Source organism: Jatrophihabitans sp. (assembly GCF_036000465.1).
Classification (GTDB): domain Bacteria; phylum Actinomycetota; class Actinomycetes; order Mycobacteriales; family Jatrophihabitantaceae; genus Jatrophihabitans.
Genome location: NZ_DASYFV010000077.1, coordinates 1 through 19609 on the forward strand (window position 1 = coordinate 1; position 19609 = coordinate 19609).

General features: G+C 72.5%; 18 protein-coding genes. All 18 read left to right on the forward strand.

Going from position 1 to position 19609, the window contains the following annotated elements; genetic code table 11:
• Nucleotides 1-364 (forward strand): ABC transporter permease subunit (locus tag VGN18_RS20525; protein WP_327541593.1); only part of this gene is annotated, 364 nt, incomplete at its 5' end.
• 8 nt (nucleotides 365-372) lie between these two features.
• Nucleotides 373-1125, forward strand: a complete 753-nt coding sequence (locus tag VGN18_RS20530; protein WP_327541647.1) for an amino acid ABC transporter ATP-binding protein — start codon at nucleotides 373-375, stop codon at nucleotides 1123-1125.
• Nucleotides 1126-2283, forward strand: coding sequence for an NAD(P)/FAD-dependent oxidoreductase (locus VGN18_RS20535; RefSeq protein ID WP_327541594.1), 1158 nt, complete (start codon nucleotides 1126-1128; stop codon nucleotides 2281-2283).
• 52 nt (nucleotides 2284-2335) lie between these two features.
• On the forward strand, nucleotides 2336-5170 hold the full coding sequence (locus tag VGN18_RS20540) for an FAD-binding and (Fe-S)-binding domain-containing protein (protein WP_327541595.1): 2835 nt from the start codon (nucleotides 2336-2338) through the stop codon (nucleotides 5168-5170).
• Nucleotides 5167-6258 carry a succinyldiaminopimelate transaminase gene (gene dapC / locus VGN18_RS20545; protein WP_327541596.1) on the forward strand — a complete coding sequence of 364 codons (1092 nt, stop codon included), beginning with the start codon at nucleotides 5167-5169 and terminating at the stop codon, nucleotides 6256-6258. Before VGN18_RS20540 ends, dapC begins: the two co-directional genes overlap by 4 nt.
• A gap of 70 nt (nucleotides 6259-6328) precedes the next feature.
• Complete coding sequence (locus tag VGN18_RS20550; protein WP_327541597.1) at nucleotides 6329-7900, forward strand: circularly permuted type 2 ATP-grasp protein; 1572 nt, start codon at nucleotides 6329-6331, stop codon at nucleotides 7898-7900.
• Nucleotides 7894-8817: an alpha-E domain-containing protein gene (locus VGN18_RS20555; RefSeq protein ID WP_327541598.1), complete on the forward strand. Its 924-nt coding sequence runs from the start codon at nucleotides 7894-7896 to the stop codon at nucleotides 8815-8817. The genes VGN18_RS20550 and VGN18_RS20555 overlap by 7 nt, the downstream gene beginning before the upstream one ends.
• Nucleotides 8814-9662, forward strand: coding sequence for a transglutaminase family protein (locus VGN18_RS20560; protein WP_327541599.1), 849 nt, complete (start codon nucleotides 8814-8816; stop codon nucleotides 9660-9662). Before VGN18_RS20555 ends, VGN18_RS20560 begins: the two co-directional genes overlap by 4 nt.
• Nucleotides 9663-9787: 125 nt before the next feature.
• The gene (locus VGN18_RS20565; RefSeq protein WP_327541600.1) at nucleotides 9788-9961 is read left to right on the forward strand and encodes a CsbD family protein; all 174 of its coding nucleotides are present in this window, start codon (nucleotides 9788-9790) and stop codon (nucleotides 9959-9961) included.
• 172 nt (nucleotides 9962-10133) lie between these two features.
• Nucleotides 10134-11021: an ABC transporter permease gene (locus VGN18_RS20570; RefSeq protein WP_327541601.1), complete on the forward strand. Its 888-nt coding sequence runs from the start codon at nucleotides 10134-10136 to the stop codon at nucleotides 11019-11021.
• Nucleotide 11022: 1 nt separating this feature from the next.
• Nucleotides 11023-11895, forward strand: a complete 873-nt coding sequence (locus tag VGN18_RS20575) for an ABC transporter permease (RefSeq protein WP_327541602.1) — start codon at nucleotides 11023-11025, stop codon at nucleotides 11893-11895.
• Nucleotides 11895-13202, forward strand: coding sequence for an MCE family protein (locus VGN18_RS20580; RefSeq protein ID WP_327541603.1), 1308 nt, complete (start codon nucleotides 11895-11897; stop codon nucleotides 13200-13202). The genes VGN18_RS20575 and VGN18_RS20580 overlap by 1 nt, the downstream gene beginning before the upstream one ends.
• Nucleotide 13203: 1 nt before the next feature.
• Nucleotides 13204-14370, forward strand: a complete 1167-nt coding sequence (locus VGN18_RS20585) for an MCE family protein (protein WP_327541604.1) — start codon at nucleotides 13204-13206, stop codon at nucleotides 14368-14370.
• 8 nt (nucleotides 14371-14378) lie between these two features.
• Entirely contained in the window at nucleotides 14379-15383 is a 1005-nt protein-coding gene (locus VGN18_RS20590) for an MCE family protein (RefSeq protein WP_327541605.1), read from the forward strand.
• Nucleotides 15371-16594: an MCE family protein gene (locus VGN18_RS20595; protein WP_327541606.1), complete on the forward strand. Its 1224-nt coding sequence runs from the start codon at nucleotides 15371-15373 to the stop codon at nucleotides 16592-16594. The genes VGN18_RS20590 and VGN18_RS20595 overlap by 13 nt, the downstream gene beginning before the upstream one ends.
• Complete coding sequence (locus tag VGN18_RS20600) at nucleotides 16591-17622, forward strand: MCE family protein (RefSeq protein ID WP_327541607.1); 1032 nt, start codon at nucleotides 16591-16593, stop codon at nucleotides 17620-17622. The genes VGN18_RS20595 and VGN18_RS20600 overlap by 4 nt, the downstream gene beginning before the upstream one ends.
• Complete coding sequence (locus VGN18_RS20605; protein WP_327541608.1) at nucleotides 17619-18896, forward strand: MCE family protein; 1278 nt, start codon at nucleotides 17619-17621, stop codon at nucleotides 18894-18896. The genes VGN18_RS20600 and VGN18_RS20605 overlap by 4 nt, the downstream gene beginning before the upstream one ends.
• A 49-nt stretch (nucleotides 18897-18945) precedes the next feature.
• Nucleotides 18946-19608, forward strand: coding sequence for a hypothetical protein (locus VGN18_RS20610; protein WP_327541609.1), 663 nt, complete (start codon nucleotides 18946-18948; stop codon nucleotides 19606-19608).
• Nucleotide 19609 lies beyond the last annotated feature (1 nt).

Sequence of the window (19609 nt, forward strand, 5' to 3'; positions counted from 1 at the left end):
CCAGTCGCTGGGCATGACGAGAGTGCAGACGCTGCGCCGGATCGTCCTGCCCCAGGCGATGCGGGTGATCATCCCGCCGACCGGCAACGAGACGATCTCGATGCTCAAGACGACCTCGCTCGCGAGCGTCATCACGGTGAGCGAGCTGCTGCGCTCGGTGGAAAACATCTACTCGCGCAACTTCAAAGTGATCCCTCTGCTGATCGTGGCGAGCATCTGGTACATCGTCTGCACGAGCGTCCTGTACGTCGGGCAGTACTACCTCGAGCGCTACTACGGCCGGGGCGCCTCGCGCGAGCTATCGCCGACGGTGTTGCAGCGGTGGAAGGGCAGCGTCCTGTCGACGAGGAGGGAGTGGTCGTGAGCGCTCCGATGGTCCGCGCCGAGAGCGTTCACAAGCGCTTCGGGCGCCACCAGGTGCTCAAGGGCATCACGCTCGAGGTGGCGCGCGGCGAGGTGATGTGCCTGCTCGGCCCGTCGGGCTCGGGCAAGTCGACGTTCCTGCGCTGCATCAACCACCTCGAGAAGATCAACTCGGGGCGCCTGTCGGTCGACGGCGAGCTCGTCGGCTACCGCCAGGTCGGCGCGCGGCTGCACGAGCTGCGCGAGTCCGAGGTGGCGCGCAAGCGCGCCGAGATCGGGATGGTCTTCCAGCACTTCAACCTGTTCCCGCACATGACGGCGATCGAGAACGTCACGTGCGCGCCGATCCGGGTGAAGGGGATCGCCCGCGAGCAGGCGCGGGCGATGGGCGTCGATCTGCTCGACCGCGTGGGCCTGGCCGAGAAGCTCGACGCATATCCGGCGCAGCTCTCGGGGGGGCAGCAGCAAAGGGTGGCGATCGCGCGAGCGCTGGCGATGGAGCCGAAGCTGATGCTCTTCGACGAGCCCACCTCGGCGCTCGACCCCGAGCTCGTCGGCGAGGTGCTCGACGTGATGAAGGAGCTCGCGCGCGGCGGCATGACCATGCTGGTCGTGACCCACGAGATGGGCTTCGCCCGCGAGGTCGCCGACCAGCTCGTGTTCATGGACGGTGGGGTCGTCGTCGAGTCGGGCGTCCCGCGTGAGGTGCTGGCCAACCCGCAGCACGAGCGAACCCAGGCCTTCCTGTCGAAAGTGCTCTGAGTGGCTGGATCGTCCGTCGGGTGGGACGACGCCGTCACCGGCTGGCCCGGGTTCTCGCCCCTGGCCGGTGACCGCACGGCCGACGCCTGCGTCATCGGGCTCGGCGCGTCCGGGCTCGCCGCGGTGGAGGACCTCGTCGGCCGCGGCCTGTCGGTCATCGGGCTGGACGCCGGCCGGGTCGCCGCCGGCGCGGCCGGGCGTAACGGCGGCTTCCTGCTCGGCGGCCCGGCACTGTTCCTGCACGACGCGATCGCGGCGTGGGGGCCGAGCGCGGTCGACCTGTACCGCGAGACGCTCGCGGAGCTACGCCATCTGAAGGAGACGCTCAGTCCTGGCGTCGTGCGGCCGGTCGGTTCTATCCGGCTCGCCGGGCTGCCCGGCCCGCCGACCGACGAGGGCGACGCCGCCGACCGGGCGGCCGAGGTCGCCGACTGTGCCGCCCACGCCGCCGCCCTGCGCGAGCACGGCATCGCGGTCGAGGACTACGACGGCCCGCTCGGGCGGGGCATCTTCCTGCCCGACGACGCGGCGACGAACCCGGCGGTGCGGGCGACGGCGATCGCCGCCCGGCTGGAGCACCGGGCCGCGCTGCACGAGAACACCTCGGTGCGCCGGATCGCCGCGGGCCGGGTGGTGACCTCGCACGGCACGGTGTCGGCCGGCGTCGTGGTCGTGGCGGTCGACGGCCGCCTCGACGCGCTGATCCCGTCGCTGGCCCGCCGGGTGCGCACCGCCCGGCTGCAGATGCTGACCACCGCACCGGTTTCCGCATCGCGCCTGCCCTGCCCGGTCTACGGGCGGCACGGCTACGACTACGCGCAGCAGGGCGCGGACGGCCGGCTCCACGTCGGCGGCGGCCGCGACCGCTTCGAGCAGGCCGAGTGGACGGCCTCGACCGCGCCGACCGAGCCGGTGCAGCGCCACATCGAGGACGTCGCCGCCCGCATGGCCGGCGGCCCGGTGACGGTGACGCACCGCTGGGGCGCGTCGGTCGGCTTCACCGCCGACGGCCGCCCGCTGTGCACCGAGGTTGCCGCCGGCGTCGTCGCGATCGGCGGCTACAACGGCACCGGCAACCTCGTCGGCCCCGTCGCCGCGCGGGCCGCCGTCGCCCGCGCCGTCGACGGCACCGCGCCGCCGCCCTACTTCGCGGCGTGATCCTCGACCGGCCTGCGAGCGCCCGTCGGACCCGGTAGGAAACAATGACCGGGTGACCCTCGCGCCGCAGGAACTGGCCGCCGCGCTGCGCCGCGCCGGCGTGGCCGAGGCCGACTCCGGCCCGCGGCGCCGGGCCGAGTACTCGACCGACGCCTCGAACTACCGGGTCGTGCCGTCGGTCGTCGCGTTCCCGCGCTCCTACGACGAGGTCGCGGCTGCGGTCGACGTCGCGGCGCGGCACGGTGTGCCGCTCACCTCGCGCGGCGGCGGCACCTCGACCGCGGGCAACTCGGTCGGCCCCGGCATCGTGCTCGACTCCTCCCGGCACCTGAACCGGGTGGTCTCGGTCGACCCCGAGGCGCGCACCGCGATCGCTCAACCGGGGGCGATCCTCGACGCGATCAGCGCCGCGGCCGCGCCCCACGGACTGCGCTTCGGGCCCGACCCGTCCACCCACGCGCGCGCGACCATCGGCGGCTCGATCGGCAACAACTCGTGCGGGTCCCGGGCGCTCAAGTACGGCCGCACCGCCGACAACGTCGTCGCCCTCGACGTGCTGACGATCGATGGCGGCCGCTTCACCGCGCAGCGCGTCGGGCGCGCCCCGCTGCCGACCGAGGGCACGGCCGGGACGGTCTACGCCGGCCTCGACGCCCTGGTGCGCGACAACCTCGGGCTGATCCGCACCGAGTTCGGCCGCTTCACCCGCCAGGTCAGCGGCTACTCGCTCGAGCACCTGCTGCCCGAGAACGGCGGCGACGTCGCCCGGTTCCTGGTCGGCACCGAGGGCACGCTCGGCGTGCTGCTCGACTCCACCGTGCGCCTGGTCGACGCGCCGCAGGCCACCGCGCTCGCGGTGCTCGGCTACCCCGACATGCCATCGGCCGCCGACGCCGTGCCCGGCCTGCTCGCCCACGACATCGTCGCCCTCGAGGGCATGGACGCCCGGCTGGTCGAGGTCGTGCGCACCCGGCGCGGCCCCTCGGCCGTTCCCGACCTGCCCCGCGGCGCCGGGTGGCTGTTCATCGAGACGTCCGGGGCGACCCCGGCCGAGGCCGTGGCCGAGGCCGAGAAGGTCATCGCCGACGCCGGCTGCCTCGACTCGACGATCGTCACCGGCCCGGTCGCCGCGGCGCTCTGGCGCATCCGCGAGGACGGCGCCGGCCTGGGCGGCCGCACGCCCGCCGGCGCCCCGGCGTGGCCCGGGTGGGAGGACGCCGCCGTCCCGCCCGAGCACCTCGGCGCGTACCTGCGCGAGTTCGAGGCGCTGCTTGCCCAGCACCGCGTCGACGGCCTCGTCTACGGCCACTTCGGCGACGGCTGCGTCCACGCCCGCATCGACTTCCCGCTCACCAGCGAGCCGCATCGCTTCCGCGAGTTCGTCGTCGACGCGGCGAAGCTCGTCGGCTCGCACGGCGGCTCGATGTCGGGCGAGCACGGTGACGGCCGGGCCCGCGGCGAGCTGCTGCCGCACATGTACTCGGCCGGCGCCATCGCCGCGTTCGCCCGGGTCAAGCAGCTGTTCGACCCGCGCAACCTGCTCAACCCCGGCGTGATCGTCGACCCCGCGCCGCTGGACGCCGACCTCCGGGTGCCGGCCGCGCAGCCGCTGCGCAAGCACCTCGCGTTCGCCTACTCGAAGGACGGCGGCGACCTCTCGACCGCGGTGCACCGCTGCGTCGGGGTCGGCAAGTGCCGCGCCGACACGACCGCGACGGGAGGGGTCATGTGCCCGTCCTACCTCGCGACCAAGGACGAGAAGGACTCCACCCGCGGCCGCTCCCGGGTGCTGCAGGAGCTCGCCAACGGCTCGCTGGTCAAGGGCTACCGCTCGGCCGAGGTGCACGAGGCGCTCGACCTCTGCCTGTCCTGCAAGGGCTGCTCGGCCGACTGCCCGGCCGGCGTCGACATGGCGACCTACAAGTCCGAGGTGCTGCACCAGCGCTACCGGCGCCGGCTGCGGCCGCCGTCGCACTACGCGCTGGGCTGGCTGCCGCGGTGGGCCAGGCTCGCGTCGAAGATGCCGCGCTTCGCGAACGCGACGCTGCGCAACACCGCGCTCGCCTCGACCATGAAGCGGCTCGGCGGCATCGACGCGCGCCGGCCGCTGCCGACGTTCGCCACCGAGACGTTCCGCGAGTGGTTCGCCGGGCGGGCCGCCGGTTCCGGCACGCCGCTGCTGCTCTGGGTCGACACGTTCACCGACCACTTCACCCCCGAGGTCGGGCGGGCCGCGGTGCGCGTGCTCGAGGCCGCGGGCTACCGGGTGCAGATCACCGACAGGCCGGTGTGCTGCGGCCTCACCTGGATCTCGACCGGGCAGCTCGACGGCGCCCGCAAGCAGCTGCGCCGCAGCCTCGACGCCCTCGAAGCCGCGGCCGGCACGCCGATCGTCGGGCTCGAACCGTCCTGCACCGCCGTCCTGAGGCACGACCTCGTCGAACTGCTGCCCGACGACCCGCGCGCGGCGAGAGTCGCGGGCGCCACCCGCACGCTGGCCGAGCTGCTCGGCGAGAACGCCGACTGGACGCCGCCGTCGCTCGCCGGCGTGCAGGCCGTCGCCCAACCGCACTGCCACCAGCACGCCGTCATGGGCTGGACGGCCGACGCCGCCCTGCTGAAGGGCGCCGGCGCCGAGGTCACCGCCGTCGGCGGCTGCTGCGGGCTGGCCGGTAACTTCGGCGTCGAGAAGGGGCACTACGAGGTCTCCGAGGCGGTGGCCGAGACGGCCCTGCTGCCGGCCGTCCGCAACGCGCCGCACGACGCGGTCGTGCTCGCCGACGGCTTCTCCTGCCGCACCCAGCTCGAGCAACTCGCGCACGTTCAGGGCCAGCACCTCGCCCAGCTCCTCGACCAGCACCTCGACGCCCCCGGGAGCGAGAGATGACCGAGCCGTTCGTCCCCCCGCCGTACCCCTACGACCGGCTGGACGAGATCAGCGCGCTCGCCGCGCAGCACGAGGGCGGTGCGGTCGACCTGTCCATCGGCACGCCGTGCGACCCGCCGCCACCGGCCGTCCTGGCCGCGCTCTCGGCCGGCGACGCCGCCCGGGGTTACCCGCCGGCGATCGGCACCAAGGCGTTCCGCGCCGCGGCGGCCCGCTGGATCGAGCGGCGCCTCGGCGCCACGGTCGACCCCGACTCCGAGCTCGCCGCCTGCGTCGGCACCAAGGAGTTCGTCGCCTCGCTGCCGCAGTACCTCAAGCTGCGCGACCCCTCGCGCGACACCGTGCTCTACCCGGCCATCAGCTACCCGACCTACGAGATGGGCGCCACCCTCGCCGGCTGCCGGGCCGTGCCCTACCGGAGCCTCGACGAGATCGACGACGCGGACGCGGCCCGCGCGCTGGTCGTCTGGGTCAACTCGCCGGCCAACCCGAGCGGCGAACTGCTCGACCTCGCCGCGGCCGCCGCCTGGGGCCGCGCCCGCGGCGTCCCGGTCGCGTCGGACGAGTGCTACGCCGAGTTCAGCTGGGACGCCCCGCCGACGACGATCCTGCGTGAGGGCACCGCGGGCGTGCTCGCCGTGCATTCGCTGTCCAAGCGGGACAACTTCGCCGGTGCCCGCATCGGCTTCTACGCCGGCGATCGCGAGCTCGTGCACTACCTGCGCGAGGTGCGCAAGCACGCCGGGCTCATGCCGCCCGGCCCGGTGCAGGCCGCGGCGGTCGTCGCCCTCGACGACGACGAGCACGTCGACGCCCAGCGCGCGCGGTATCGCGCCCGCCTCGAACGCCTTGCCGAGATCCTGGGCGCGGCGGGCTACCCGACAACCGTCCCGCCCGGCGCGTTCTACCTCTGGATCGCCACCGACGACGCCTGGGCCGCGGCCCGCGACCTGGCGACCCGGGTCGGCATCGTCGTCTCGCCCGGCGAGTTCTACGGCCCGGCCGGCGCCGGCTTCTTCCGGGTGGCGGCGGTGCAGCCGGACGACCGCATCGAGCTCGCCGCGAAGCGGATCGGCGCCTGCGGTTGATCGTCCACTGACGACGGGTAGTACGTCGGCTGCAATACTGCCGACACAGACCCGCCATACGATCGCAGGGGTGGCCGACTTGTTCACCGACTACCGACGCGGCGCCGCGTGGGACGAGATGATCGCCTCCGACGGCACGGCGCGTGAGCCCTACCGGATGCTCTACGAGTCGATCCAGCGCAGCGGCGCCCAGGAGCTCCGGGCCGGGGTCGACGCGCTCGCCCGGGCCTACCTGAACCAGGGCGTCACGTTCGACGTCGGCGGCGAGGAGCGACCCTTCCCGCTCGACATCGTGCCCCGCGTCATCGATGCCGACAGCTGGTCGACGATCGAGAAGGGCGTGCGGCAACGGGTCAACACCCTCGAGGCGTTCCTGGCCGACGTCTACGGCAACTGCAAGGTCGTCTCGGACGGCGTGGTGCCGCGCAGCGTCATCACGTCCTCGAAGCACTTCCACCGCGCCGCGCACGGCATCGAGCCGGCCAACGGCGTGCGCGTGCACGTCGGCGGCATCGACCTGATCCGCGACGAGCAGGGCACCTTCCGGGTGCTCGAGGACAACGTGCGGGTGCCGTCGGGCGTCAGCTACGTGCTGGCCAACCGGGCCGCGATGCGGCAGCAGTGGGCCGAGGTGCTCGGCCGGGTGCGGCTGCGGCCGGTCTCGCACTACCCCCAGCGGCTGCTCGCCGCCCTCCGCGCCGCCGCCCCGGCCGGTGTGGCCGACCCGTGCGTCGTCGTGCTCACGCCCGGCGTCTACAACAGCGCCTACTTCGAGCACGCCTGGCTGGCCCGGGCCATGGGCGTCGAGCTCGTCGAGGGGCGGGACCTCATCTGCTCCGGCGGCGTCGTGCGCATGCGCGACACCTCGGGCGAGCGGCGGGTCGACGTCATCTACCGCCGCGTCGACGACGACTTCATCGACCCGGTGCAGTTCCGCTCCGACTCGATGCTCGGCTGCCCCGGCCTGCTCACCGCTGCTCGCGCCCGCAACGTCACCATCGCCAACGCGGTCGGCAACGGCGTGGCCGACGACAAGCTGATCTACACCTACCTGCCCGACCTCGTGCGCTACTACCTCAACGAGGAGCCGGTGCTGCCGAACGTCGACACCTGGCGGCTCGAGGACGCCGGCGCGCTCGAAGAGGTGCTCGACCGGCTCGACGAGCTGGTGGTCAAGCCGGTTGACGGTGCCGGCGGCAAGGGTCTGGTCATCGGCCCGCAGGCCACCGCCCCCGAGCTCGACGAGCTGCGCAAGCGGCTCATCGAGGACCCGCGCGGCTGGATCGCCCAGCCGGTCGTGCAGCTGTCGACCGTGCCCACGCTCATCGGCGACTCCATCTCGCCGCGCCACGTCGACCTGCGGCCGTTCGCGGTCAACGACGGTGACGACGTGTGGGTGCTGCCCGGCGGCCTGACCCGGGTCGCGCTGCCCGAGGGCTCGCTCGTCGTGAACTCGAGCCAGGGCGGCGGATCGAAGGACACCTGGGTGCTCGCGGGCGAGCGGCAGACCCCCACCCCGCGCACCGTCGTCACCGCCGCCGCCCCGGCCCACGGCTCGCTGCCGGCGGTGGAATCCGCCATCGACCTGGAGATCAGGCAGCAACAGATGCAGCAGCAGCAGAGTGGAGGCCCCTCGTGCTGAGTCGGATAGCCGAGTCGCTGTACTGGATCGGGCGCTATGTCGAGCGGGCCGAGGACACGAGCCGCATTGTCGACGTGCACCTGACGCTGCTGCTGGACGACCCCTGGGCGCCGGAGGACGTCGTGTGCGCGTCGCTGCTGTCGGCGATGGGGCACGAGCCGGCCGAGACGGTGCGCCGCGACGAGGTGCTGCAGGCGCTCGTGTGGGACGCCTCGACGCCGGCCTCGGTGGTCGGGTCGATCGGGGCCGCGCGCGAGAACGGGCGGCGCAGCCGCGAGGTCGTGTCCTCGGAGCTGTGGGAGAGCATCAACGTCACCTGGCACGAGGCGAGCCGGCCCGGTCGACGCGCCTACCCGCACCCGTTCCTGACCTGGGTGCGCGAGCGGACGGCCGCCTTCAACGGCGTCGCCGACGGCACGCTCTCGCGCGACGAGGCGTGGCACTTCCTGGTGCTCGGCCGCAGCATCGAGCGGGCCGACATGATCGCCCGGCTGGCGGCGGCCCGGGCGCTGGCCGGCACGGCCGGCCCGTCGTGGGTCACGCTGCTGCAGAGCTGCGGCGCCTACCAGGCCTTCCTGCGCAGCGCGCGCGGCGCGATCGACGAGCGGCGCGCCGCCGAGTTCCTGCTGCTCGACCCGCTCTTCCCGCGGTCGCTGATGAGCGCCCTCGTCGTCGCCGAGAAGAGCCTGGACAAGCTGGCGTTGCAGCACGGCGTCGACGACCGGACAACGACCCGGCAGGCCCACCGCGTGCTCGGCATGATTCGCTCCGAGCTCGAGTTCGCCCCGCCGGCCGAGCTGCTCGAGGACGTCTACCAGGTGATGGAGCGCGTGCAGAGCGCGTGCTCGGTGGCGAGCGACGCCATCGCGCAGCGGTACTTCCCGCGGTCGGTCGTGACGTCCTGGATGGCGTCGTGACCGCGCGCTACCGTATCCAGCACACGTCGCGCTACGAGTACGACCGCAGTGTCGCGGCGTCGTTCAACGAGGCTCGGCTGACGCCGCTGCAGACGTCGTGGCAGACGCGGCTCGAGTCCAACCTGCAGATCGACCCGATGACGTGGCACTACCGCTACACCGACTACTGGGGCAACGACGTCCGTGTGTTCGAGGCCAACGGGGCGCACCGCTCGCTCGAGGTGCGGGCGACGAGCCTGGTCGAGATCGATGCCTCGCGCCGCCCGGCCCCGGCCGACCTCTCCTGGGCCGAGGTGCGCGACCCCGCCGTCCGCGACGAGTTCGTCGAGTACCTGACCCAGACCCCGGCCACCGAACCCCCGCTCGAACTGGCCGACCTGGCCGAGTCGATCGCGGCCGACAACCCACCCGCGGCGGCGGCCCGGCTGATCAGCGACGCCGTGCACGACGCGCTCACCTACGTCGTCGGCGCCACCGAGGTGCATACCAAGGCGGCCGAGGCGTGGGCGGCGAAGAGCGGCGTCTGTCAGGACTACGCGCACCTCGTCGTCGGCGCGCTGCGGCACGTCGGCATGCCGGCGCGCTACGTCTCGGGCTACCTGCACCCCAAGGCCGAGCCGGTCATCGGCGACACGACCCAGGGCGAGAGCCACGCCTGGGTCGAGTGGTGGCTGGGGGAGTGGGCGGCCTACGACCCGACCAACTCCTCGGTCGTCTCCGAGCGGCACGTGATGATCGGCAGCGGGCGCGACTACTCCGACATCCCGCCGATCAAGGGCATCGTCGCCGGCCCCCACCGCACCACCGGCCTCACCGTGACGGTCGAGCTGACCCGGCTCGCCTGAGCAGCTCGCGACGCTTTCGGGCAGGTGTGGCAGCGACGGGTGACGGTGATCGCGCCACGTTACCGGCGCGTAGGGGTCGGGTACCTCGTCGGTGTACGCGACAGCGACCAAGGGGAGACGCGACTATGAGCGCCACGGACAAGATCAAGAACGCCATCGAGGACGTCGAGGGCAAGGCCAAGGAAGCACTCGGCAAGGTCACGGGCGACCGCTCGACCGAGAACGAGGGCAAGAAGGACCAGGCCAAGTCGGACCTGAAGAACGCGGGCGAGAACGTGAAGGACGCGTTCAAGCACTGACGCCGAAGCTCACGCGAGGGTCCCGGACGAACGGTCCGGGGCCCTCGCGGCTTTCTGTGGGCGATGCCCGTGATCTCGCGACCGGCTCACCCCGAATGGACGACTCGGCCAACCGCGGCTAATTTTCCTGGGTCTGTCTGTCCCAGGAAATGCCGGAGCGGGGGCCACACGGGTGACGAGCCAGGTCGGGCGGCCGCAGCCGGGCGCCGCCGCGGTCGCAACCCGGTGGGTCGCGCCCGAGCGGCGCGCCCTGGGTGATCGCGTCTCCGGCGCCCTGCCCGGCCCGATCCGCCGCAGCCTCGAGGCGGTCGGTGGCATGTACAGCATGTTCGCGGCCTCGCTCTACGGGCTCGGCTCCGACCTCGTCCGCCGCAAGTTCGAGTTCGAGGAGTTCGTCGAGCGCTCCTGGTTCCTGGTCAGCGTGGCCCTGCTGCCGGCCATCCTGGTGTCGATCCCGCTCGGTGTGGCCATCGCGCTGCAGGTCGGGGCGCTCGCCGCCCAGATCGGCGCGACCAGCTTCGTCGGCGCGGCCGATGCGATCGGGGTGCTGCGCGAGGCGTCACCGATCATCACCGCCCTGCTGCTCGCCGGCGTCGGCGGCTCGGCCGTCTGCGCCGAGCTCGGGGCGCGCACGATCCGCGAGGAGATCGACGCGATGATCGTGCTCGGCCTCAACCCGCTGCGCCGCCTCGTCGCCCCGCTGATGGTCGCCGGCGTGCTGATCAGCATCTTCCTGAACTTCGTCGTCATCTTCGTCAGCATCGGCAGCGCCTACATCTTCGACCTCGCCGCCCTGCACGGCACCCGGGGCAGCTTCTTCGGCGCCTTCATCCAGTTCGCGACCGTCGCCGACTTCGTGACCTCGGAGATCAAGGCCGGGGTGTTCGGTCTCATCGCGGTGCTGATCGCGGCCTTCCAGGGCCTGAACGCCAAGCGCGGGCCGACCGGCGTGGGCGAGGCGGTCAACCAGTCGGTGGTCATCACCGGCATCGTGCTGTTCGCGTTCAACCTGATCATCACCGAGATCTTCTTCGCCGTCGTCCCGCAACGGACGTTCTGACGTGGCCACCGTCGCCGACCTCGTCCCGCGCCGCGCCCGCGACGCCGTGTCGACGCTCGGCGCGCGGGCCGGAGCGGTGGAGAACAGCCTGCGCTTCCTCGGCGACATGGTGATCTTCACCTTCCACGCGCTGCGCGCGGTGCCGATGGTGCTGCGCCGCTACCGGTCCGAGGTCGCCCGCCAGATCGGCCAGGTCACCCTCGGCACCGGGCTCTTCATCACCTTCACCGGCACCATCGGCGTCGTCGTGGCCGAGTCGCTGTTCATCGGCATCGAGGTCGGCGTCGAGGGCTACCAGAGCCTCAACATCATCGGCATCGCGCCGCTGACCGGCTTCGTCTCGGCCTACGGCAACACCCGCGAGATCGCGCCCCTCATCGCGGCCGTCGCGGTCGCGTCGCAGATCGGCTGCAAGTTCACCTCGCAGCTCGGCGCGCAGCGCATCAGCGAGGAGATCGACGCGCTCGAGGTGATGGCGATCCCGTCGATCCCCTACCTGGTGACGACGCGCATCATCGGCGCCTTCACCACGATCGTCCCGCTGTACCTGATCGGGCTGCTCGGCTCCTACGTCGCGACGAAGTACACGGTCACGATCTTCTTCGGCCAGTCGGCCGGCACCTACGAGCACTACTTCGACCAGTTCCTGCGCAACATCGACATCGTGTACTCGGTGATCAAGGTGATGGTCTTCCTCGTCATCATCTCGATCATCCATACCTACTACGGCTACAACGCCTCCGGCGGTCCGGCCGGGGTGGGCCGGGCGACGGCGCGCGCCATCCGGGCGACGACCGTGCTCATCGCCTCCAGCGACGTGCTGCTGACGATGCTGTTCTGGGGACTGCACGGCGTGCGGCTCGGGGGCGGCTGATGGAGCGCGTGCGGCACCGCGGCCTCGAGGTCGTGCTCGGCCTCGCGCTCGCCGGCGCCCTGGTGCTCGGCGTCGTTCTGGTCTGGGATTCGTTCAGCCTGCGATTCAGCGACAAGATCACCGTCTCGGCCGAGCTGGCGAAGGCGGGCGACGCGCTCGAGGTCGGCGACATCGTCACCTACCGCAGCGTGATCATCGGCGAGGTCACCGACGCCGCGGGCACGTCGGGCGGCGGCGCCACCGCGCAGCTGCTCATCGACCCGCACGCGGCGGCCGAGATCCCCGCGTCGGTCACCGCCGTCGCGGTGCCGGCCTCGCTGTTCGGGACGACGAAGGTCGAGCTGCTGCCCGTGCGTGACCCGAGCGGCCCGCGGCTGCGTGAGGGCAGCGTCATCGCCGCCGACCGCAGCCCGGCGGCGGAGAGCCTGCAGACCGCACTGGCCAACGCGTACACGCTGCTCACCGCGGTGCACCCGGCCCAGCTCGACGCCGCGCTCTCGGCGCTGGCCACCGCACTGGACGGTCAGGGCGGGCGGCTGAACACCTTGATCTACGAGGCCGATCGCTACCTGCGCAAGCTCGCGCCGTCGCTGCCGCAGCTCGACGACGTGATCGAGAGCCTGGCCACGGTCACCGACGAGATCGCCCGCAACGCGCCGTCGCTGCTGAGCGCGCTGGCCAACACCCTCGTGGTCGCGAAAGGCATCCTGGCCGACCGGCAGGCCGTCGCCGGGCTGCTCGCCGCGGGGCCGACCGCGGCCGACAACGCGCGCCGCCTGCTGTCGCCGCGGACAGTCGACAACATCGTCACCGTGCTGGTCGGGCAGCAGCCGGTGACGGCCGCCCTCGGCGCGAACCCGCAGGCGCTGCCCGACACCATCCACGGCTTCAAGCAGTTCGCCGACACGTTCGACCAGACGCTGACCAGCGGGTCGCTCAAGGTCAACGTGCTGCTGACCGGGGCCGACTTCGCGCAGCTGCTGCCGGTGGCGGCGGGGCAGAAGGGCACCGTCTTCCAGGCCATCGTCGACCCGCCGCTCTACACGCCGGCCGACTGCCCGCGCTACGCCGGCGCGATCGGGCCGAACTGCAGCGGCGCCGGGACGAACGCGGCGGCCGAGCGGCTGCTCACGAGCGGCCTCGGGTACGGCGGCACCAGCGGCGCCGTGGGCAGTGCGCAGGAGGTGCGGACGATTCGGGCCGCCGCGGCGTCCATCACCCACCTGCCGGCCGGGCAGCTGCACGACGCGACCACCGACCTGCTGCTCGGCCCGCTGCTGCGCGGATCGGTCACGGTGGTGAGGTGACGTGAGCATCCGCAAGCCGCTGATCCGGCTGATCGCGTTCCTGCTGGTGGCCGGTTTCCTCGCCGCCATGGAGCTGACCACGCTGACCGGTCCGCACACGGGCACGACCGACTCGTACCGCGCGATCTTCGGCGGCGCGGACGGCGTGTCCGGACTGCGGGTGGGCAACCCGGTGCGGGTGTCGGGCGTCCCGGTCGGCAAGGTGACGGCCGTCGAACTGGTCGACGCCGAGCACGCCCTCGTGACGTTCACGGCCAACCGGCACCAGGCGGTCACCTCGCAGACCTGGGCCGTCGTGCGCTACGCCAACCTGTTGGGCCAGCGCTACCTCGCGCTGACCCAGCCGGTCGACAGCGGTGGCGCGACGCTCGCGCCCGGGGCGACGATCCCGGCCGGCCGCACCGCGCCGGCGCTGTCGCTCACCGATCTGTTCAACGGGTTCCGGCCGCTGTTCTCCGCGCTGACGCCGCAGCAGGTCAACGAGCTCTCGCAGGACATCATCGACGTGCTGCAGGGGCAGACCGCGCGCATCGACGACCTGATCGCCAGCACCGCGAGCCTGTCGAGCAACCTGGCCGACCGCGACACGACGTTCGCGACGGTCATCGACAGCTTGTCGACGCTGCTGACGACGGTGAGCAAGCACGACGACCAGCTGGCCGGCGTGCTGACCACCCTGCACGCGCTGACGGCGCAGCTGCACGAGGAGGGCCCGGCCATCGTCGACTCCCTCGACGCGGTCGACCGCCTGATCGGCTCGGTCGGCGGCCTGTTCGACCGGCTCGACGCGCACAGCCTGCCGCAGGACGTCGCCGACGCGTCGTCGCTCACCGGCGTGCTGGCGCAGAACACCGGCACGGTCGACTCGCTGCTCACCGGCTTCGCCAGCGCGTTCCAGACGTTCTCCCGTACCTCGCAGTACGGGAACTGGATCAACGTCTACGCCTGCAACATCGGCGTCCGCACCTACGGCACGGTCTCGATCTCCGCGACGCAGGCGGTCAACGGCCTGACCGGCCTGCTCGGCGGACCGCTGGCCGGCCTGGGCGGCGTGGCCACGGGCATCCTCGGCGGCGTCGCCCTCGGCCGGCTCGCGTCGCCGCTGCCGCTGGCCCTGCCCAACGGTCGCGTCGGCGGCACCACCGCGCACACGCAGGTCTGTCGATGATCAAACCCATGCGGGAACGCAACCAGGTGTCGGTCGCGATCGTCGGCACCCTGCTCGCCGTGGTCGCGATCCTGGCGGCGGTCAACCTCGACAAGATCCCGGGCGTCGACCCGACCACCACCTACTACGCCGACTTCGCCAACGCCGACGGGTTGAAGAGCGGCGACGACGTGCGGGTCGAGGGCATCAGCGTCGGCTCGGTCGACGCCGTCGACGTCGCGGGCGACCACGTGCACGTGGCGTTCTCGCTGAAGGCCGGCATCCGGCTCGGCGGCGCGAGCCGGGCCAGCATCGAGGTCGCCACCGTGCTCGGGAACCTGTTCATGCAGGTCGAGTCGTCCGGCGGCGGCACGATGAGCGAGGGCACGACCATCCCGGTCGGGCGCACCGTGGTGCCGTACTCGCTGCTCGGCGCCCTCGACGCGTTCGGGGAGTTCTCGCAGAAGACGAACGTGCCGCAGCTGCGCACCTCGCTGAACACCCTGGCCCGGACGATCAGCGGCATCGCCCCCCGGGACGTCAAGGCCGCCCTGCGCGGGCTGGCCGACGTGTCGAGCACGCTGGCCGGCAAGCAGCGCGAGATCAGCAGCATCCTCACCGCCGCCGACACCATCGTCCGCACGCTCGACAAGAACTCCGGCGCCCTCGTCGGGCTGCTCATCCAGGGCGATGAGTTCCTGCGCCTCGTGCAACAGCGGCACGCGGTGATCACGCAGTTGCTGCGCGACACCGCCCGTCTGGGCGCGGCGCTGTCGCGCCTGATGGAGCGCAACTCGGCCCAGCTCGGCCGGTTGCTGGCCAACCTCGACTCGGTGACCGGCGTGCTCGTCAAGGAGAAGGCGGCGCTGGCGGCCGCGATCGTCAACCTCGGGCAGTTCTCGGTGAACATCACGAACGTCACCGGCTCCGGGCCCTGGCTCGATCTGCTGACCCCCACCGCGGTCGTCCCCGACAACCAGATCGCGGGCTGCGGCACGAACCCGTCCGGATCGTCGGAGCCGTGCAACCCGTGACCGCGATCCTCGACCGCCTCGGGCTCGGCCGCGTTCTCGTCGCCGCCGGCGCCGTCGGGCTGCTCGTCGTCGGCGCCGTCGCCCTCGTCCGTATCGCCGGCGGCGGGGCCACGTACCGGCTGACGGCCCGCTTCGTGGCGACGCCCGGTCTCTACGCCGACAACAGCGTCGACATCCTCGGTGTGCCGAAGGGCCACGTCGTCTCGGTGACGCCGGAGGACAGCTGGGTCGAGGTCGTGCTGGAGCTGCCGACGAGCGTGAAGGTGCCGGCGAACCCGACGGCCGTGCTGATGGCACCGAATCCGGTGAGCGACCGGTTCGTCGAGCTGACCCCGCCGTACACCGGCGGCCCGGCCGCGAAGGACGGCGCCGTGCTCGACACGAAGCACACCGTCGTGCCGCTGGAGCTCGACTCGATCGACGCCAGTCTCGACAACCTGTCGCGCACCCTCGGCCCGGCCGGCGCGAACAGCGGCGGGGCGCTCACCTCGGTACTGCACTCGTTCGCCCAGCTCGCCAACGGCAACGGCAGCGGCCTCCACGAGGCCATCGTCAAGATCTCGGCCGCGCTGCCGGCCCTCACCGCTCACCCCGACGACCTCAAGCGGCTCGTCACCGGCCTCGACTCGCTGACCACCGAGCTGGCCGCGCACGACGCGACGATCAACCGTCTCTACGACGACCTCGCCGGGGCGACCGGACAGCTGGCCGACGAGCGGGCGACGATCTCGGCCGCGATCGCCAACCTGCAGACGGGGCTGACGGAGGTCGCGACGTTCATCGCACGCAACAAGGCGCATCTCGGCGCGTCGGTGCACAACCTCGACACCACCCTGCGCACGGTGATCGGCGAGCAGAAGGCGCTCATCCAGACCTTCGACACCGCGCCGCTCGGCTTCCAGAACTTCAACCGGGCGATCGACCCGAACGCGCCCTGCCCGTCGGCCACCGGGGCACCGAACAGCTGCCCGGCGCTCTACGCCCGGCTCGACTTCACCTCCGACGCATGGGCCTTCGTGCAGAGGTACTGCGGCGCCAGCGTAATGTACTCGCTGCTGCCGATCCTGGCCCAGAACGCCCAGCTCGGCAGAGCGACCGCGACGCACACGGCGTGCGGCGCGCAGGTCGGACTGCTCGCCCAGCGCACCGGCCCGCCCGGCTCGCCGCAGACGCCCGACCTCGACCTCACCCACTACGTGGGGCGGCGATGAGAGCCGCGCTGGGACTCGTCCTCGTCGCGATCACCCTGAGCGGCTGCAGCGTCGGCCTGGAGGACCTGCCCGCGCCGGCCGGGACGAGCGGGCCGACCTACCGGGTCACCGCCGCGTTCGGCGACGTTCAGAACCTGGCCCTCGGCGCGAAGGTGAAGGACGGCGGTGCGCTGATCGGCGAGGTCACCTCCATCGACACGCACGACTACGTCGCCGAGGTCGGGCTGACCATCGAGAAGACCTTCGTGCTCGGCCGGGACGCCCGCTTCCAGATCCGGTTCACCACGCCGCTCGGCGAGGACTTCATCGCGGTCACGCCGGGCACCCCGGCGCGCGGCACCCTCGCCGACGGGGCGTCGGTGCCGTTGAGCGAGACCAGCAACGCGCCGAGCATCGAGGACACCTTCGCCGCGGTCTCGGCGCTGCTCAACGGCGGCGGCCTCGCCAAGCTGCAGACGATCGCGACCGAGCTCGACCGCGCGTTGCACGGCCGCACCGGCAACGCGCGGGACGCGCTCGTCCAGCTGCAGAGGGTGATCGGCAACCTCGACGCGCACAAGGGCGACATCGACCGCACCCTGAACGGCCTCGCCGCGATGGCGAAGGCTCTGAACCAGGGCAACGGGGTCGTCACCCAGGCGCTCGCGCTCTTCCCGCCGACGCTCCAGACGCTGGCCGACGACACCGGGCGGGTGCGCGAGCTGCTGACCCGGGTGGCCCGGCTCGGGAGCACCGTCGACGGCCTGCTCGCCCGCAGCCAGGGGGCGCTGCTCGCCGACCTCGACAACCTGCGTCCGACGCTCGACGCGCTGCGGGCCCGGCAGAACGAGTTGATCCCGGCGATGCGTTCGCTGTCGGCCCTCGGCCGCGCGGTCCAGCACGCCGCGCCGGGCGACTACGTGAAGGTGTCGGCGACAGTGGAGTTCCTGCTCAACGCTCCGCCGGCGCGTCCGGATGCGGGGGGCAACACCAGTGCCGCCGCGCCGCGCGACGCGACGAGCACGCTGCTGTCCGGGAGCCTGCCGTGAGGAGACGCACCGTCCTCGCGCAGCTCGCCGTGTTCGGCGTCATCTCGGTGCTGATCCTGTCCTACACGGTCTTCGGGCTGCTCGGCGTGCGTGTGACCGACCAGCCGTTCACCGTGACGGTGCAGCTGCGCGATGCCGGCGGGATCTTCACCGGTGCCGAGGTCGCGTTCCGCGGCGTGAAGGTCGGCACGGTCGAGGCGGTCGACCTGCACACCGACGGCGTCACCGCCACGCTGTCGATCGATCACGGCACGCGGGTGCCCGACAACGCGATCGCCCACGTCTACGACCTGTCGGCGGTGGGGGAGCAGTACCTCGACCTGACTCCCACCGGCCCGAGCACGTCGGTGCTGCGCGGCGGCAGCGTCATCCCGAGCGAGCGGACCACGACGCCGCTCGCCACCGCGACGGTGCTCTACGACCTCGAGCGCTTCGTCGACAGCATCAACCCGAGTGACCTGCAGGTGATCGGGCGCGAGGGCGCGATCGCGTTCCAGGGCACCGGGCCGCAGCTGAAGTCGATCCTGACCGACACGACGACGATCGTCGACCAGCTGTCCTCGAGCGAGGACGCGATGCTGCACCTGCTGCGCAACTCGGCGCTGCTGCTGCACGGCGCCGCGGCCCACGCCGGCGCGTTCGACCGCTTCGCGACCTCGCTGCGCTCGCTGACGGGCGCGCTCGCCGCGTCCACGCCCCGGCTCGGGCTGCTGCTGCGCCAGGCCGCGCCCACCACCCGGCTGATCAACTCGGTGATCGCCGAGAACGGATCCGCGCTGACCGTCCTGCTCGGCAACCTCGCCACGCTGAGCGACATCCAGTCCGCCCGGGTGCCCGGCCTGCGCTCGCTGCTGGTCGCCGTGCCGCAGTTCGGGCGGCTGGCCCCGAGCGTCGTCCACGACGGCACGCTGCTCGCCATCGCCGACCTCAACCAGAGCCAGCCGATGTGCGGCACCGGGTTGCCGCTGCCGAACCCGCTGTCGTCGACGCCCGGCAGGCTCTACGCGGTCGGCTGCGGCCCGGGCATCGTGCGCGGCGCGGCCAACGCCCCGCGCCCGGGCGGCGGGGTCGGGGCCGACTCGGCCGGGACGCAGCCGATCGGCGCCGCGGCCACCCCGGTGCCCGGCGGGCAGGTCGGTACGTACGACCCGCAGACCGGTCTGACCCAGACGAGCGACGGAACGCTCGTCCGGCTCGGCACCAACGGCGGCCAGCAACGCCTGTTCGGTGCCAACTCCTGGCAGTCCCTCCTGCTCGCCGTGACCGGCGGATGAGCACCCCTACCGGTCCGATGTCGTTGGACCCTGATGTGAGGACGCGACGATGAGCAACCGGACCGACGAGCTCGAGGACACCGAGACGGTCGAGGCGGCGGGGACGGTCGGGGCAGCGGCGAAGCCGCGCACCCGGGCCGAGAAGCTCGAGGCCAAGGCCGCCCGGCTGCGGGAGCTCGAGCAGCGTCGCGCCGAGCGGGCCGCCGACCGCGAGGCCGAGACCGGGCGGGGCAGCAAGGGCCTGCTGGTCGCGGTGTCGGTGCTGGCCGTCCTGGTCCTCACGCTCGGCACGCTCGTCGCGATCCTCGTCCCGACCTGGCTGCACCAGAAGCACGTCAACGCCGCGCGGGCGAGCGCGCTGGCCGCCGCCCGCACCTATGCCGTTGACTTCGGCTCCTACGACTACCGCCACCTCGACGCCGACTTCGCCCGGGTCGCGAATCACCTGACCGCCGACTTCCGGAACACCTACCTCGCCGACAGCACCCGCCTGCGTCCGGCGATCGTGCAGTACCAGGGCCGGTCGACGGCGATCGTCCAGGGCCTGGCCGTCGGGACGGTGACCGAGACGAGGGCCGAGGTGTTCGTGATGCTCGACCAGAACGTGACGACGGCGCAGTCGAGCACGCCGCGCACCGACCGCAACCGGCTGCAGATGACGCTGGTCCGGCACGGCGGCCACTGGCGCATCTCGCGATTGCAGCTCAAGTAAC